Below are 15,879 nucleotides of genomic sequence, written 5' to 3'. Positions count from 1 at the left end.
AAAGTGCGCAAAATCAGGATTAATCGGGTATGGCCACCGTTGAACATACAAGCGCACAATCGAAGACGCGAGACAAGGTGGCCACGGTGGGCATGGGACTGAGAGCTCGGATGCGGCGCGGTGGGGTGACCGGGGCGCTGCTCGCCGCGGTGACGACGGGTGCCCTGATGGCGGGAGGCTGCTCGGCGAGCGGGTCCGGGATCGACGACGGACGCGGGCAGAAGCCCGGGGACGGCCGAAGCAGTACGACACCCACCGGTTCCGCGCCCACCGGTTCCACAGGCGCCGGTTCCCTACTCGCCGTGAAGATCGACAACGTACGCGCGGCCCGCCCCCAGACCGGACTCGACGCGGCGGACATCGTGTACGCGGAGCAGGTCGAGGGCGGTCTGAGCCGGCTGATGGCGGTGTACGCCACCAAGCTGCCCGAGGCCATCGGGCCGGTGCGCAGCGCGCGGGAGTCCGACTTGGAACTGCTGCGGCAGTTCGACGAGCCGACGCTCGCCTACTCGGGCGCGCAGGGCAGGCTGATGCCGCTGATCGACAAGGCGCCGCTGCGGCCGAGGACGCCGGAGGAGGCGGCCGGCGCGTACTACCGCGGCACCGACAAGCCCGCACCGCACAACCTCTATCTGCGCCCCGAGCGGCTGATCGGCTCCGCGCCGGGTGCCGCGGCGCTGACGACCGGCTTCCGCCACGGCCCGGCGCCCACCGGCGGCACCCCGGAGACCTCGCGCACGGTCCGCTATCCGGCGGCCCGCTTCACCTTCACCTGGTCCGCGGACCGGGACCGCTGGCTTGTATCCATGGACGGCACGCCGACGGTACTGACGAACGGTACGAGGGTGGCCGCGGCGACGGTGGTCGTGCAGCACGTGACGGTACGGAAGTCCGAGTTCCACGACTCCCTCGGCAACTTCACCCCGTACACGGAGACCGTGGGTTCGGGGAAGGCCCAGGTGCTGCGCGACGGCCGGGTGTTCGACGCACGCTGGGAGCGGGAGCGGGCGGAGGACGGGACGGAGTTCACGACGGCGGACGGTACGCCGATGAACTTCGCCGAGGGGCAGGTATGGGTGGTGTACGCCAAGGCCTGATCAGCGCGGGGCCGTGAGCGTCTCCCCCGGGTTGCGCAGCCCCTCGGCGGCGTCCGCGACCCGCTGGATGAGGTCGAAGAACAGGGTCTGCTCCTCGGCGGAGAGCGGGGCCAGGAAGACCTGGTTCATGCGGGCCGTGCGCACGGTGAGCTTGCGGTGGGTACGGACGCCGTCGTCCGTGAGGCGGAGCAGGAAGCGGCGGCCGTCCTGCGGGTCGCGGACCTTGTCGAGCAGACCGCGGCGGCTGAGCCGGCTGATGACCTCGGCGATGGTGGACCGGTCGAGCCCCACCCGCTCCCCCACCGTGCGCTGGTCGAGTCCCGGCTCGGCGACGAGCACGTTGAGGACCGCGAACTGCGGTGAGGTGATCTCTTCGGAGACCATCGTGTTCCACAGCAGGTAGTGCGCCTGCTGCAGCCGCCGGGCCAGGTGCCCGGGGTGGGTGGAGAGGTCCACCGCGGCCATGTGCGCTCCTCGGCTCGGCAGGGGTCGAACGATTCGTTGGTGCACTGAACGATACCCGGCAGCACCCCGGCCTGTCTCGCCCACCGCCCACGCTTCCACCTGCTGTTTCATTCGAGGTCTTGACGGCCTCGGGATCGGATGGCAGCGTGAGTGAAACCTCGCAGAAATACTCAGTGCCCTGATTAATATCCCTCATTGGCAGGGATGTCGTCGGGGCGCTGAACGCTCGGGAGAGATGGGGCTTCACGGATGGACAAAGTGGTCGCCACGGCCCTGGAGGCGGTGGCCGATGTGCCGGACGGCGCGACGCTGGCGGTCGGCGGTTTCGGCCTGAGCGGTGTGCCGAACGTGCTGATCCAGGCTCTGTACGAGCGCGAGGTCTCGGGACTCGGTGTGGTCTCCAACAACTGCGGCGCGATGGAGTCCGGCCTCGCGGTCCTGCTCGCGGCCGGACGGATCGCCCGGGTCACCGGCTCCTACATCGGCGCGAACAAGGAGTTCGCCCGGCAGTACCTGGCCGGTGAGCTGGAGGTCGAGATGATCCCGCAGGGCACCCTCGCCGAGCGGCTGCGCGCGGGCGGTGCCGGCATCCCGGCGTTCTTCACCCCGGCCGGAGTGGGCACGCAGGTCGCCGAGGGCGGGCTGCCGTGGCGGTACGACGGTGAGGGCGGCGTCGCGCTGGCCTCGCCGCCGAAGGAGGTACGGGAGTTCGACGGGGTCGAGTATGTGCTGGAGCGCGGCATCCGCACCGACTTCGCCCTCGTCCGGGCCGCGAAGGGCGACCGGCACGGGAACCTGGTCTTCAACAAGTCCTCCCGGAACTTCAACCCGCTGGCCGCGATGGCCGGACGAGTGACCGTCGCCGAGGTCGAGGAACTCGTCGAACCCGGCGAGATCGACCCCGACGCCGTACATCTGCCGGGCGTCTTCGTGCAGCGCGTACTCGCCCTGACGCCGGAGCAGGCGGCCGACAAGAAGATCGAACAGCGCACGATTTCCGCGCCTTCGGCACGAGGAACGGTGAATTCCTGATGGCCTGGACCAGGGAAGAGATGGCCGCCCGCGCCGCGCGCGAACTCCAGGACGGCCAGTACGTGAACCTCGGCATCGGACTGCCGACCCTCATCCCCAACTACCTCCCGGAGGGCGTGGAGGTGACCCTGGAGTCGGAGAACGGGATTCTGGGCACCGGCCCCTACCCGACCGAGGACCAGGTCGACCCGGACCTGATCAACGCCGGGAAGGAGACCGTGACGGTCCTGCCGGGGGCCGCGTACTTCGACTCGGCGCTTTCCTTCTCCATGATCCGGGGCGGGCACATCGACGTCGCCGTGCTGGGCGCGATGCAGGTCTCCGAGCGGGGCGACCTGGCCAACTGGGCCATCCCGGGCAAGATGATCACCGGGATCGGCGGCGCGATGGACCTCGTGCACGGCGCCCGTACGGTCATCGTCGTCATGACCCATACGGCCAAGGACGGCTCGCCGAAGATCCTGGCCGAGTGCGCGCTGCCGCTGACCGGGAAGGCCTGCGTCGACCGGATCATCACCGACCTGGGCGTGCTGGACGTCAGCGACGACGGACTGGTGCTGGTGGAGACCGCGCCGGGAGTGCCGGTCGAGGAGATCATCGAGAAGACAGCCGCCAAGATCCGCCTCGCCGAGGAGCTCGCATGAAGGACGTCTACATCGTCGATGCCGTGAGGACCCCGTTCGGCAGGTACAACGGCGGCCTCGCATGCGTACGCCCGGACGACCTGGCCGCTCATGCCATCCGGCAACTCCTCGACCGTACACCGGAGTTGGACCCGTCCCGGATCGAGGACGTGTACTTCGGCAATGCCAACGGCGCCGGCGAGGAGAACCGCAACGTCGGCCGTATGGCCGCCCTGCTCGCCGGACTGCCCACCAGCGTGCCGGGGGTGACCGTCAACCGGCTGTGCGCCTCCGGCCTGGAGGCCGTCATCCAGGCCGCCCGCGCCATCGCCCTCGGCGACGCCTCGATCGCCCTCGCGGGCGGGGTGGAGTCGATGACCCGCGCCCCCTATGTCCTGCCCAAGAACGACAGGGCCTTCCCCGCCGGGCACACCGACCTGTACTCGACCACTCTCGGCTGGCGCATGGTCAACCCCCGGATGGACCCGCAGTGGACCGTCCCGCTGGGCGAGTCGGCCGAACTGATCGCCGACAAGCACAAGATCGGCCGGGAGCAGCAGGACGAGTTCGCGCTCCACAGCCACCGGAAGGCCGCCGCCGCGCAGGCCGCGGGCGCCTTCGACGGTGAGCTCGCCCCCGTGCCCGTCCCGCAGCGCAAGGGCGAGCCCGTCTCCTTCGCCGCCGACGAGTGCGTACGACCGGACGCGTCCCTGGGCACCATGGCGAAGCTCAAGCCGTCCTTCCGCACGGAGAACGGCACGGTGACCGCGGGCAACGCGTCGCCTCTGAACGACGGTGCCGCCGCCCTGCTGCTGACCGACGAGGAGGGCCTGCGCGCCACCGGCCGCGAGCCTCTCGCCCGTGTCTCCGCCACCGGCGTCTCCGCCACCGACCCGCACTACTTCGGTCTCGCCCCCGTCGAGGCCGTCAACCGCGCACTCACCAAGGCGGGCAAGGGGTTCGACGACCTGTCGGTCCTGGAGCTGAACGAGGCCTTCGCCGCCCAGGTGCTCGGCTGCGTGGCCGAGTGGCCCGAGTTCGACCCCGCCGTCCTCAACCCGCAGGGCGGCGCCATCGCCCTCGGCCACCCCCTGGGCGCCTCCGGTGCCCGGCTCGCCGGGACCGTCGCCCACCAGCTCGCCGCCAAGGGCTCCGGCGTCGGCGTCGCCACCCTCTGCATCGGCGTCGGCCAGGGCCTCGCCCTCGTCCTGGAGCGTTAGGAACTCACCTGTCATGACTCTCACCCAGCACGACATCGACCTGGAGATGACGGCGGCGCGCGAGGCGTACGAGAAGCGCGTCGCACAAGGCGCGCCCGTCGAGCACCACCCGCGCCGGGGCTACGCCCCGTACCGCTCCTCCGTACTGCGCCACCCCAAGCAGCCGCCCGTCGCGATCGACGTCGCCAAGGACCCGGAACTGGTGGAGCTGGCCTCCCCCGCCTTCGGCGAGCGCGACATCACCGAGATCGACAACGACCTGACCCGGCAGCACACCGGCGAGCCGATCGGCGAGCGGATCACGGTCTCCGGACGGCTGCTGGACCGCGACGGCCGCCCCGTCCGTGGCCAGCTCATCGAGATCTGGCAGGCGAACTCGGCCGGCCGGTACGCCCACCAGCGCGAGCAGCACGACGCCCCGCTCGACCCGAACTTCACCGGCGTCGGCCGCACGCTCACGGACGACGACGGCCGGTACCGGTTCACGACCATCCAGCCGGGCCCTTACCCGTGGAGCCAGCACGTCAACGCCTGGCGGCCGGCCCACATCCACTTCTCGATGTTCGGTACGGCGTTCACACAGCGGCTCGTGACACAGATGTACTTCCCGAGCGACCCGCTGTTCCCGTACGACCCGATCATTCAGTCCGTGACGGACGACGCCGCCCGGCAGCGGCTGATCGCGACGTACGACCACAGCCTGTCGGTGCCCGAGTTCTCGATGGGGTACCACTGGGACATCGTGCTGGACGGGCCGAACGCCACCTGGATCGAAGAAGGGCGCTGACCTGCCATGACGAAGATCGACACAAGCCGTCCGGAGACCGTGCTCCCCACCCCCTCGCACACGGTGGGCCCCTTCTACGGCCACGCCCTGCCGTTCCCCGGCGGCGGCGACATCGCCCCTCTCGGCCACCCGGACACGATCGCCCTGCGCGGATACGTGTACGACGGCGAGGGCAACCCGCTGCCGGACGCGTTCGTCGAGCTGTGGGGTCCCGACCCGGACGGCAGCCTGCCCCAGGCCGACGGCTCGATGCGGCGCGACCCGTCGAGCGGCGGCTTCCTGGGCCGCAACGGCGTGGAGTTCACCGGCTGGGGCCGCGTCCAGGTCGACGCGAACGGCCACTGGACGGCGCGCACGCTGCGGCCCGGTCCGCGCGGGCAGAGCGCCCCCTACCTCAGCGTGTGCGTCTTCGCACGCGGCCTGCTCGTCCACCTGTTCACCCGGATCTATCTGCCGGGCGACGAGGCCGCGCTCGCCGCCGACCCGCTGCTCTCCCGGCTGGACGAGGAGCGGCGCGCGACGCTGATCGCCGAGGACAAGGGCAACGGGACGTACCGTTTCGACATCCGCCTTCAGGGCGAAGGCGAGACGGTCTTCCTGGAGTTCCAGTGACACCTTCGGTTTCCGACACCGGCCTGCTCGCCCCTGGGTGGGCCGGTTCCCCCGCGTCGGCCGCCACCAGCGACACCGCCTACCTCCAGGCGCTGCTCGACGCGGAAGCCGCGCTGACCCGCGCCCAGGCCTCCCTGGGGCTCGCCCCGGCGGAGGCGGCCACGGCGGTGGACGCGGCGGCGGACATCTCCCGCTTCGACGTCGCCTCGCTCGCGCTGCGCGCCCGCAGTGGCGGCAACCCGGTGATCCCGCTGGTCGCGGACCTCACGGCGGCGGTGGGCGAGGCGTACGGGCCGTACGTCCACCGGGGCGCGACCAGCCAGGACATCATGGACACGGCGACGATGCTGGTCGCCGCCCGCACCCTGGACGTGGTGCTGGCGGACCTGGGCCGTACGGAGGCCGCCCTCGCGCGTCTCGCCGCCGGGCACCGGGACACGGTGATGCCCGGACGGACGCTCACCCAGCACGCGGTGCCGACGACGTTCGGCCTGAAGGCGACGGGCTGGCGGTCGCTGGTGCTGGACGCCAGGGACCGGGTGAGAGCGGTACGGGACGCGCTGCCCGCCCAACTCGGGGGCGCGGCAGGCACGTTGGCCGCCTTCACCGTCTTCGGCGCGGACACCACCGAGGCCCTCACCGCCGCATACGCCCGTGAACTCGGCCTCGCCGCGCCCGACTTGCCCTGGCACACCCTGCGCACCCCGGTCGCGGACCTCGCCGGAGCGCTCGCCTTCGCCGCGGGCGCCCTCGGCAAGATCGCGGTCGATGTGCTCGCCCTCTCCCGTACGGAGATCGCCGAGGTCGCCGAGGGCAGCGGCGGCGGTTCGTCGGCCATGCCGCACAAGGCGAATCCCGTACGGTCCACGCTGATCGCGGCGGCGGCCCGGCGCGCCCCGCAGCTCGCGGCCACGCTGTACGGCTCTCTCGCCGCGGAGGACGAACGGCCGGCCGGGGCCTGGCACGCCGAGTGGGAGCCGCTGCGTGATCTGCTCCGCCTTGCCGGTGGCGCCGCCCGGGACGCCGTGGAACTGGCCGAAGGGCTCCAGGTGCGCGCGGACGTCATGCGCCAACACCTCGACCTCACCCGGGGTCTGATCGTCTCGGAGCGGCTGGCCGCCGAGCTGGCGCCCGTGCTCGGCCGGGCCCGTGCCAGGGAACTGCTCACCGAGGTCGCCGAGCGCACCCACACCGAGGGCCGCTCGCTGGGCGAACTGCTCGCCGAGGAGCCCGAGTTGAAGGACCTCGACCTGGCCGACCTCACCGACCCCACCCGCTACACCGGCTCCGCCGGAGCCCTCACCGACCGTGCTCTGGAGCGACGTTGACCGACAAGCTGCTCAACCACCGTGCGGAGGGCCCGGCGTCCGCTCCCCCGCTCCTGCTCGGCCCCTCCCTCGGCACGTCCACCGCGCTGTGGGACAAGCTGGCCCCCGAACTCTCCGTGACCCACCGGGTGATCCGCTGGGACCTGCCGGGCCACGGCGGCTCCCCCGCCGGCCTCATCGGCCCGGGCGCGACGGTCGCCGACCTGGCCGGCCTGGTGCTGGCGCTCGCGGACTCGCTCGGGGTGGGGCGGTTCGCGTACGCGGGGGTCTCACTGGGCGGGGCGGTGGGACTGTACCTGGCCGCCCATCACGCCGAGCGGGTGTCCTCCCTCGCGGTGATCTGCTCGTCGGCCCACTTCAACGGGTCCAAGCCGTGGCAGGAGCGCGCCGAACTGGTCCGCCGGGAGGGGCTCGCCGGGCTCGCGGAGACGGCCGGCTCCCGTTGGTTCACGCCCGGGTTCACCGTGCCGGAGCTGGTCGACGACCACCGCACCGCGGACCCGGAGGCGTACGCCGCCTGCTGCGACGCCCTGGCCGCGTTCGACATCCGGGACGAGCTTCCCGCGATCACCGCCCCCACGCTCCTGATCGCCGGACGTGAGGACCCGGCGACCCCGCCCGCCCATCTGCGCGAGATCGCCGACGCGGTGCCGGGGTCCTCCCTCACGGAACTCGCGGGCGCCTCCCACCTCGCACCCGCCGAGTGCCCGGAGGCCGTCCTCGCCGCCCTGCGCGGCCACTTCGACGGGCACGCCTCGCGCGGCATGGAAGTCCGCCGCCAGGTCCTCGGCGACGCCCACGTCGACCGCGCCCAGGCCCGCCAGACCCCGTTCACCGCCCGCTTCCAGGACTTCATCTCCCGCTACGCCTGGGGCGAGATCTGGACCGACCCGACCCTCACCCGCCGCGAGCGCAGCATGATCACGCTGACGGCCCTGGTGGCCCACGGCCACTACGACGAGTTGGCGATGCATGTGCGAGCCGCCCGACGCAATGGGCTCACACCGGAGGAGATCGGCGCGGTGCTGCTCCAGACGGCGGTGTACTGCGGGGTCCCGGCGGCCAACTCGGCGTTCGCGGCAGCGCAAGGGGTCCTGGCAGAAGAGGACGAGTCCAGCGCCCCCTAAGAGCCTGTGTCATATCCCCGGCCGGGCGCCCGCCGCCCGGCACGCACTCCCCCACTGCCTTAAGGGCGTGGGGGGACCCCCAGCCGCGTTGCCGGAAGGCCCTGGTGGCTCCTCCCCCATCAAGGACCTTCCGGCGCCTTGCGATCGCACGCTCCCCCACTCTCGGCTGCGCTCGAGCGGGGGGGACCCCCATGACGACGTGCGCTGATCCGACCGGGGATATGACACAGGCTCTAACCCCGTCGGTTGTCCAGCCACCCCTGCGCCTTCACCACCAGACCGTCCGCCCCGCAGGACCGCGCCAGGGTCAGCCCCTTCTGCAGTTCGGTTACCGACCGAATGGCAATCCCGTACTCAACCCGAGCCGCCGCGTGCTCATAAGCACAAGGGGACGCCTCCAAATAAGTAACCGCCTGCCCGTACAACGCGGCCGCCCGCTGCCCCGTCTCCAACGCGGCGGCGAGGCGCAACGCCTCGCCGATCGCCGTATCCGTACCGAACCGCTCCGCCTGCTGCCGCACGGCCGCCGACAGTTCGGCCGCCCGCCGAGGGTCCTCGACGGCCAGTGCGCGGGCGAGGTCACCGGCCCAGGGTGCCAGCACCGTGTTGTGGTGGCCCCGGGCCGCCGTCGCCTTCTCCGCGGCCTCCAGTTCGTTGATGCCCTCCTTCGTCCGGCCGGTGGCGAGCAGGAGCCGGCCGCATACGGAGCGGGTGTCGGGCAGGACGATGGTGGAGGGGTAGGGCGGAGCGAAGCCGTACCGCTCGGCGATCTCCCAGGCTTCGCCGACGTGTCCGCGGGCGAGCAGGGTGTCGACGAGTCCGCAGGTCGCCGACCAGTACAGGGGCAGCCCGCGCCCGACCCGCTCGGCGATGCGCAGCGAGTCGCGCAGGGAGGCCTCGGCGTCCTTGAGGCGGCCGCGCCTGCGGTGGGCGAGCCCGACGAACGCGTGGGCCAGGGCGAGGTGGCCGCCGCTCCAGCCCGCGCCGGTGTAGGAGCGCAGGGCGTCGGAGAACAGACTCTCCGCCCGGTCGAGGCGGTCGGCGTAGGCGTACGCGCTGCCCAGCATCATCAGCAGTTCGATGCCCCACTCGGTGTCGGTCCAGCCGAGTCCGGGTGCGAGCCGGCCGTTGACGAGGGCGTGGTCGCAGTACTCGACGACCTCCTCGGCGTTCTCGCCATGGGTCATCGCGTCGAAGCCGCGCAGAATCAGCAGCGCGCGTTCGGAGTTGTCCCGGCCGGTGCAGGTGGCCGCGAGTTCGGCGAGTTCCCGGGAGCAGGCCGGTGACGGCTCCTCGCCCGCGTGGATGCCCTCCCACATGTAGTGCACGGCATGCATCCGCATCCGGGCGGGCCCCGGCCCGAGCCGGGCGGCCTCCGCGTCGACCGTGCGGACGGCCTCCTCCAGTTGGTCGTTGTGGAGGAGTGCCTGGGAGAGGCGGTAGACGGCGTCGACGCGTTCGTCGCCGTCGAGGCCGGGCATGGCGAGCGCGGCCTGGAGGTAGTCGACGGTGGTGGCGGGCGAGGTGAGCAGCGTGGCACAGCCCAGCTCGTAGAGCACGCGCGCGTGGACGTGGGGTCGGGGCGGTTCGAGCAGGGCGCGCTCCAGGCAGCGGCGGGCCGCGTCCGGCGCGCCGACGGCGAGGTGTTCGCGGGCCGCCTCGCGCATCTGCTCGACGAGTTCGGAGTCGTCGTCCGGGTGCACTTCGAGCAGGTGGCGGGAGGCCATCGCGGCGCCGAGTCCGGATTCGGTGACGACCTGCGCGGCCACGCCGTGCATCGCGGTGCGCACGCCCTCCGGGATCGAGTTGTAGACGGCGCTGGCGATCAGCGGGTGCACGAACTCCAGCTCGCCGTCGTCGGCCTGGCGGTTGGCCGGGTCGGGCTCGGTGAGGATGCGCGCCGCCGTGAGCAGGCCGGCGCACCGCAGCGCCGCCTCCCGGTCGGTCGTGGCGAGCCGGGCCACGAGGTCCACGGATATGCCGGTGCCGAGGATGGCGGCCGCCCAGGCGAAGCGCGTGGCCTCCGGGCCGAGTGACTGGAGGCGGGTGACGAGGCCGCGGCCACGGGCCGAGCGGTTCAGGGCGCGCAGTTCGGCGGCCGACGCCTCGACCGGGTCGAGCTGGCTGTCCTGCACCTTGGCGAGGAGTTCCACGGTCTCGTACGGGTTACCGCCGGTGACCGCCCACACCTCGCGGCAGAACGGGGCGTCCGCGTGGGCGCCGACGGTGGCGCGGGTGAGCCCGGCGGTCGCCTCGGGCGTCAGGGCGCTGAGCGGGGCGGTGGGGCGGGCCGCCGAGGCCACCGAGTCGAGGTACCGGGCGCGTTCACCGGTGGCCTCGCCCGCGCGGCGCGCGACCACGACGAGGACGGACTGCTCGTCGATGTGCTCGGCGAACGTGGCCAGCCAGTGCAGGGTCTCCTGGTCGGCCCAGTGCGCGTCGTCGATCAGCAGGACGAGCGGCCAGTCGCGCCGGGCGAGCCTGCTGACGGCCGTGACCAGGCCGTCGCACACGCCCTGCGGGTCGGCCTGGCGTTCGCTCGGGTCCGCTATCCCGAGGGCGGGGGCGGCGATGTCGTACCAGTCCCCGAGGTACTCCCGCGCCTCGTCGGGCAGCAGGGAGAGCAGCGCCGGTTGCAGCAGCTGCCGTACGACGTTGAAGGGAACGGACGTGACGGTCTCACCGCCGCGTGCCGACCACACGTTGCAGTCGCGGCGCTCCGCGATACGGCGTGCCGCGGCCAGGAGCGCGGTCTTGCCGATGCCCGCCTCGCCGTTGAACACCAGCAGGCCGCCGCGGGACGTCCTGTCCGCGCGCAGGGCGTCGACCGCCTCCGTGATGGCGGTGAGCTCCTCGTCGCGCTCCCACAGGGAAGCCGTGGCGACCGCTCCGGGTCCTGCCTCCGTCATCCCGCTCCCTCCCCAGGTCGCCCGAACGACGTTCAGACCATTGAGCGTAGCCGTCCGGAAGCCGCCGTGGAGGTGGGTCCGGGCACGTGTTGCCGTCACGGGTGACCGTCCGACTGGCCATGACCCGAGGTGGGTTGAGCCCCTCTCATAGGACTTTCACGCTCACCTCATACCGTGTCCCCATGACGCAGGTGACTCCTCCCGGCTGGTACCCCGACCCCGGGCAGACAAGTGACGGCCCCGCCACCGAGCGGTGGTGGGACGGTAAGGCATGGACGGACCAGATCCGGCCCGTGGGTTCGGCCGACGCATGGGGTGCTCCGGCGCATCCGTCGAACGCCGCCGGGGCGTATCCGGCGTACCCGCCCGCACCCCGGCGGCGCGGACTGCGCACGGGCATAGCCGTGGCCGTGGCCGCGGCCGTCCTGGCGAGCATCGGGGTGGGCGCGTTCGTCCTCACCAGGGACGGCGGCGGGAGCGGCGCCTCCTCCTCGCAGGGACCAAGTGGTCAGAACGGCCAGGGCGGGCAGGACCCGGCGCCCGGGCAGTCCGGGCCGCCGCAGCAGGAGGAGGGGTACGCCACCGACCTGATCAGCGGCATCAGCATCCCCGTTCCCGACGGCTGGAGCGGCGGCGCCATAACGGTGGGCGCGCAAGTGATGTCGGAGGACACGTACGAGTGCCCCGGCGACACCTCGAAGTCCTGCACGCGCGGCGGGGCGTACTCGGCACCCGCCAGGACGCACGGCCTGGACGCCACCACGGCCAGGGCCGCCGCCGAGGAGGACATCTCCAAGAACGCGGAGGAGTCCTACGGCGGCACCACCTACGGGAGCATCACCTCGCACGAGGAGCTGGCCTCCGAGGCGGTGACCGTGGCCGGGCAGAAGGGTTACCTGGTCCGCTGGAAGGTGATCACGAGCAAGGGGGACGACGGCTATGTCGAGTCGCTCGCGTTCCCCTCTCCGGCCGACTCCGACTCGCTCGTCGTGGTCCGGTTCGGCGTCGACGTCAGCGACGAGTCCCCCGGGCCGGCCGTGATCGACGAGATCACCGAGGGCATCAAGGCGGCCTCGGTGAGCGGTGGCAACGGGCAGAACGTATAACGCGGTTGGATCGGCCGGGCGGGGTTCCTCTCCGCTCCCGAGGAACCCCACCCGGCCGGTGGTACGCGCCGCCCCCGTCCCCACGGTGCGGCGCGTGTCAGGCGGCCGTCCGGTCATCTCACGGACGACGGCCTGAGCATCAGGTGAGACCGAGCGCCGGGAGCACGGCGGCCTCCACGAACCGGGTGAGATACGTCTCGTCCGCGTCGCGTCCCTCCAGGACCGGGCGGACCCGCAGGACGCCGTAGATCTGCGCGGGGACGTACTCCAGCGCGGGATGGCCGGCCGGGATCTCACCGCGGGCGACGGCGCGGTCGAGCATCTTCCGGAGCGCGTCGATCTCCGGCTCGATGAGCGCGTCGCGCAGCGCCTGCCGCAGTTCCTCGTCCTCCATGGCGGCGTGACCGAGCGCCTGGAACAACCGCGTGTCCTGGGCGACCCACTCGGCGCCGGCCCGGGCCACCGCGCGCAGGTCCCCGGCGAGCGAGCCGGTGTCGATGCCCGCGAACCGGGGGCAGCGGCTGGCGCGCAGCGCGGCGGCCACGAACTGCGGCTTCGTCTTCCACTGCCGGTAGAGCGTGGACTTGCTGCAGCGCGTCTGCGCGGCGATGCCTTCCATGGTGACCGCGTCGTAGCCGCAGGCGCGGATCTGTTCGAGCGCGGCGTCGTAGAACTCCTGCTCACGCTGGGGTGTGATCTTGGAGCGGCGCGAGGCGACGACCGGCTCCGGTCCGTCCGCTGCCTGCGACGTCATGGCTCTCTTCTCCTTGTCCGTGATCCGTGGGCTGTCTCACACAGTCCATCGATACGCCAGTGTACCGAAACAGATTCGTTTCGGTACACTGGCGTATCGAAACGACTTAGTATCGGCACGCTCGCGTATCGGTGAGCCGCTACGAACGTCCACGAACGCCAGCGAAGGGGGCCGGGGGATGACCACACGAACCGAGCCTGGAGAGGCCGCACCCGACGCGGCCAGAAGGCGGCCGCCGTCGCACGACAGCGCCGCGCGGCCGCCCCTCCTGCGCGAGCTCCTGCTCGTCGCGGGGCTCTTCCTCGTCTACAAGTCCGGCCGGCTGCTGGCGAACGGCCACACCGCCGAGGCCTTCCGCAACGCGGACCGCGTGTGGGACTGGGAGCGCGCCCTGCGCCTGCCGGGCGAGGGCGCCGTACAGAACGCCCTGCTGTACAGCGACACCCTCGTGCACGTGGTCAACACCTACTACGCGACCGTCCACTTCCCGGCCACGGCGGCCTTCCTGATCTGGCTCTGTCTGCGGCGCCCGGCGCACTACGTGTGGGCCCGCCGGGTCCTCGCCACGGTCACCGCCGCCGCGCTGGTGGTGCACCTCGTGTTCCCGCTGGCTCCACCGCGCATGCTCGGCGCCGCGGGTCTCGTCGACACCGGGCAGGTGTACGGGCCCACGGTGTACGGGGCTACTCCCGCGACCGACTCGATGGCGAACCAGTTCGCGGCGATGCCCTCACTGCACTTCGGGTGGGCGCTGATGGTCGCGATCGGCATGATCGCCGCGACCCGCTCCCGCGGGCGCCTGCTCTGGCTGCTGCATCCGCTGCTGACCCTGCTGGTGATCGTCGGCACGGCGAACCACTACTGGCTGGACGCGATCGTGGCGGCCGCGCTGCTCGGGCTCGCCCTCGCGGCAGTCCACCTCTGGGAACGGTCCCGGACGGCCACGGCCGCCGAACTCGTCGAGCAGAAGCCCGTACCGGCCGAGCGGCCCGTACTCGTGGGGGCGGGCCGATGACCGCCACCCTCGTCGCCGTCGTCCTGTCACTGGTCTCGGCCGTCGCGTACGCCTCCGCCGCCGTCGCGCAGGAGCGGCTCGCCTCCAGGAGCGGCGGGACAGGGATACGGCGGCTCCTCGTCAACGGCGCCTGGTGGGGCTCGGTCCTGCTGAACGCGTCCGGGGCGGTGCTGCACGTCGTGGCCCTCAAGTACGGCCCGCTCACCGTGGTTCAGCCGCTCGGCGCGCTGACGCTGGTGGCCGCTGTGCCGCTGGGGGCGCGGATCGCCGGGCGGAAGGTCAGCGCGGTGGAGTGGCGCGGCACGGCGCTCACGCTGGCCGGGCTCGCCGCGATCCTGGTCGCGGCGTCCGGGCCCGCGCCCGACGACGTGCTGAGCACGTCCGAGGCCCTGGCGGTCGCCGGGATCACGGCGGTCCTGATCGGCGCCCTGGCCCGGCCCGGCGTCCGGCCGGGGCTGCGGCACGCGACCGCGTCCGGCTTCGCCTCGGGCGTCGCGTCGGCGCTCACGCAGACCGTGACGGTGGCCGCGACGGCCGGCTCGGAAGCTCTGCTCAGCGCCCGGACGGTCGCGGTCGCCCTGCTGGTCGCGGTCTTCGCGGCAGGCGGTCTGCTGCTCTCGCAGACGGCCTACCGCGACGGCCTCGGCGCCCCGCTCGCCATGGTCACGATCGCCAACCCGGTCGCGGCCGCCGTGATCGGCCTGTCCCTCCTCGGCGAGGGACTCCGGGGCGGCCCGGCGGGCATCCTCCTCGCCCTGGCCGGAGCCGCCGTGGCCTCGCGCGGCGTGGTGCTGCTGACCCGCGTGACACCCCGGCAACAGCCCGTGGCCGACGACCACCCGGTGGCCGCCGTCCTGGCCCTGGAACCCCGACCGGCGCCGCACGAGCCCGCGTTGGTACCCCGACAGCCCGCTCCCCCGGCACCGGGACACCTGACCCCGCTCTGAACAGGAGTCCGTCGAGCCTTCCAACCGGCGGGACACCTGAGCCGGGATCAAACATGCACCACGGGACGAAACGCTCAGTTGAGCGTTGGTCAGAACTGTGTGCGTCGTTGTTGTTCGGTCTTCGTGCCGAGCGCTCGGCGGGCTGGGGCGCGGTCACGTCGAGCAGGCGCATGGCGCCGTGGTCGGGGGTGCCGGGTTCGGCGCTCGGCAAGCGGCGCCTGAACGACTGACCTGGCAGAACTCTTCCTCGCCGTAGCCGTCTTCGCCGGAGCGGACGTCGTCGCCATGGGCGTGCTGGAGACGATCGCCGAAGCGGGGCTCTCCGTTCCCGGCGACGTCTCGGTGGCCGGCTACGACAACACCACGTTCGCCGCGCTCGGCCCGATCTCGCTGACCAGCGTCGACCACGCGGGCCACGAGATCGGCAGGAACACCGCCCGCCTCCTCCTCGAACGGATCACCGATCGGAGCAGACCGTCGGTCCAGGTCAGCGTCTCGGGAACTCTGTGTGTGCCTGAGGGTTTCAGGCTCTTCGGGCGCGGCGTGGCCGTGTGCGGTTGCCGTCGTGGGGTCCGAACCTCGGGGTGAGGGTGTGGACTTCGGTGGCGTGCGCGTGGTGGAAGCCGGATGCGACGCCCGGTTGGCTGGGGCTGCACCCGGGGGCGTAGCGGCGGACGGGGCCGCCGGGGCCGCCGGGGCGGTGAACGGCGGAACGGCGGCCCTGAGGCCATGCCCCAGGCGGAGGCGGGGCGCCCGGGATCGGCGGCGTATGCCTCGAAGGGGGCAACCTGGGGATGCGTGGTCCGGCGGGGTGTGGGTTGCGGCAACAATGGGGGGATGAGTGACAGTCCAGCTCC

General features: G+C 72.3%; 15 protein-coding genes. 12 read left to right on the top strand and 3 right to left on the bottom strand.

The genetic code is table 11. The features are described from left to right. Positions 1-92: 92 nt before the first annotated feature. Positions 93-1,097 (top strand): DUF3048 domain-containing protein, encoded by a 1,005-nt coding sequence (locus ACWD3C_RS19690; RefSeq protein ID WP_451145515.1) that lies wholly within the window; start codon positions 93-95, stop codon positions 1,095-1,097. On the opposite strand, the gene ACWD3C_RS19685 is transcribed toward ACWD3C_RS19690, so the two are convergent. Beyond that, entirely contained in the window at positions 1,098-1,562 is a 465-nt protein-coding gene (locus ACWD3C_RS19685) for a MarR family winged helix-turn-helix transcriptional regulator (protein WP_451145513.1), read from the bottom strand. A 249-nt stretch (positions 1,563-1,811) separates the two neighbouring features. On the opposite strand from ACWD3C_RS19685, the gene ACWD3C_RS19680 reads away from it, so the two are divergent. The 7 genes from ACWD3C_RS19680 to pcaDC are packed head-to-tail and all read left to right on the top strand — an operon-like array spanning position 1,812 to position 8,291. Continuing rightward, positions 1,812-2,594, top strand: coding sequence for a CoA transferase subunit A (locus tag ACWD3C_RS19680; RefSeq protein WP_451145511.1), 783 nt, complete (start codon positions 1,812-1,814; stop codon positions 2,592-2,594). Then, complete coding sequence (locus ACWD3C_RS19675; RefSeq protein ID WP_451145509.1) at positions 2,594-3,238, top strand: CoA transferase subunit B; 645 nt, start codon at positions 2,594-2,596, stop codon at positions 3,236-3,238. The genes ACWD3C_RS19680 and ACWD3C_RS19675 overlap by 1 nt, the downstream gene beginning before the upstream one ends. Continuing rightward, positions 3,235-4,437, top strand: a complete 1,203-nt coding sequence (locus ACWD3C_RS19670) for a thiolase family protein (RefSeq protein WP_451145507.1) — start codon at positions 3,235-3,237, stop codon at positions 4,435-4,437. The genes ACWD3C_RS19675 and ACWD3C_RS19670 overlap by 4 nt, the downstream gene beginning before the upstream one ends. 13 nt (positions 4,438-4,450) lie before the next feature. Next, on the top strand, positions 4,451-5,224 hold the full coding sequence (gene pcaH, locus ACWD3C_RS19665; protein ID WP_451145505.1) for a protocatechuate 3,4-dioxygenase subunit beta: 774 nt from the start codon (positions 4,451-4,453) through the stop codon (positions 5,222-5,224). Between the two features lie 6 nt (positions 5,225-5,230). Next, positions 5,231-5,836, top strand: a complete 606-nt coding sequence (gene pcaG / locus ACWD3C_RS19660; protein WP_451145503.1) for a protocatechuate 3,4-dioxygenase subunit alpha — start codon at positions 5,231-5,233, stop codon at positions 5,834-5,836. Then, complete coding sequence (gene pcaB / locus ACWD3C_RS19655; protein ID WP_451145501.1) at positions 5,833-7,164, top strand: 3-carboxy-cis,cis-muconate cycloisomerase; 1,332 nt, start codon at positions 5,833-5,835, stop codon at positions 7,162-7,164. The genes pcaG and pcaB overlap by 4 nt, the downstream gene beginning before the upstream one ends. Continuing rightward, positions 7,161-8,291 carry a bifunctional 3-oxoadipate enol-lactonase/4-carboxymuconolactone decarboxylase PcaDC gene (gene pcaDC, locus ACWD3C_RS19650; protein WP_451145499.1) on the top strand — a complete coding sequence of 377 codons (1,131 nt, stop codon included), beginning with the start codon at positions 7,161-7,163 and terminating at the stop codon, positions 8,289-8,291. The genes pcaB and pcaDC overlap by 4 nt, the downstream gene beginning before the upstream one ends. A 233-nt stretch (positions 8,292-8,524) precedes the next feature. Here the strand turns inward: pcaDC and ACWD3C_RS19645 are convergent, their stop codons facing one another. Continuing rightward, complete coding sequence (locus tag ACWD3C_RS19645; protein WP_451145497.1) at positions 8,525-11,200, bottom strand: ATP-binding protein; 2,676 nt, start codon at positions 11,198-11,200, stop codon at positions 8,525-8,527. 182 nt (positions 11,201-11,382) lie between these two features. Between ACWD3C_RS19645 and ACWD3C_RS19640 the strand changes: the two genes are divergently transcribed. Next, positions 11,383-12,306 carry a DUF2510 domain-containing protein gene (locus ACWD3C_RS19640; RefSeq protein WP_451145495.1) on the top strand — a complete coding sequence of 308 codons (924 nt, stop codon included), beginning with the start codon at positions 11,383-11,385 and terminating at the stop codon, positions 12,304-12,306. A gap of 139 nt (positions 12,307-12,445) precedes the next feature. Here ACWD3C_RS19640 and ACWD3C_RS19635 read toward each other — a convergent pair whose 3' ends face one another. Further along, positions 12,446-13,060 carry a TetR/AcrR family transcriptional regulator gene (locus tag ACWD3C_RS19635; RefSeq protein WP_451145493.1) on the bottom strand — a complete coding sequence of 205 codons (615 nt, stop codon included), beginning with the start codon at positions 13,058-13,060 and terminating at the stop codon, positions 12,446-12,448. A 178-nt stretch (positions 13,061-13,238) separates the two neighbouring features. Here ACWD3C_RS19635 and ACWD3C_RS19630 point away from each other — a divergent pair, with 178 nt between their 5' ends. From ACWD3C_RS19630 to ACWD3C_RS19620, 3 genes are all read left to right on the top strand, one after another. Further along, positions 13,239-14,075: a phosphatase PAP2 family protein gene (locus tag ACWD3C_RS19630; protein ID WP_451145491.1), complete on the top strand. Its 837-nt coding sequence runs from the start codon at positions 13,239-13,241 to the stop codon at positions 14,073-14,075. After that, positions 14,072-15,022, top strand: a complete 951-nt coding sequence (locus ACWD3C_RS19625; RefSeq protein WP_451145489.1) for a DMT family transporter — start codon at positions 14,072-14,074, stop codon at positions 15,020-15,022. The genes ACWD3C_RS19630 and ACWD3C_RS19625 overlap by 4 nt, the downstream gene beginning before the upstream one ends. A 231-nt stretch (positions 15,023-15,253) precedes the next feature. Continuing rightward, positions 15,254-15,610, top strand: a complete 357-nt coding sequence (locus tag ACWD3C_RS19620; protein WP_451145676.1) for a substrate-binding domain-containing protein — start codon at positions 15,254-15,256, stop codon at positions 15,608-15,610. Positions 15,611-15,879 lie beyond the last annotated feature (269 nt).

Source organism: Streptomyces sp. NPDC002845 (assembly GCF_053591955.1).
Note: the sequence above shows the minus strand (reverse complement) of the source record. Positions and strands in the feature narration are given on the sequence as shown.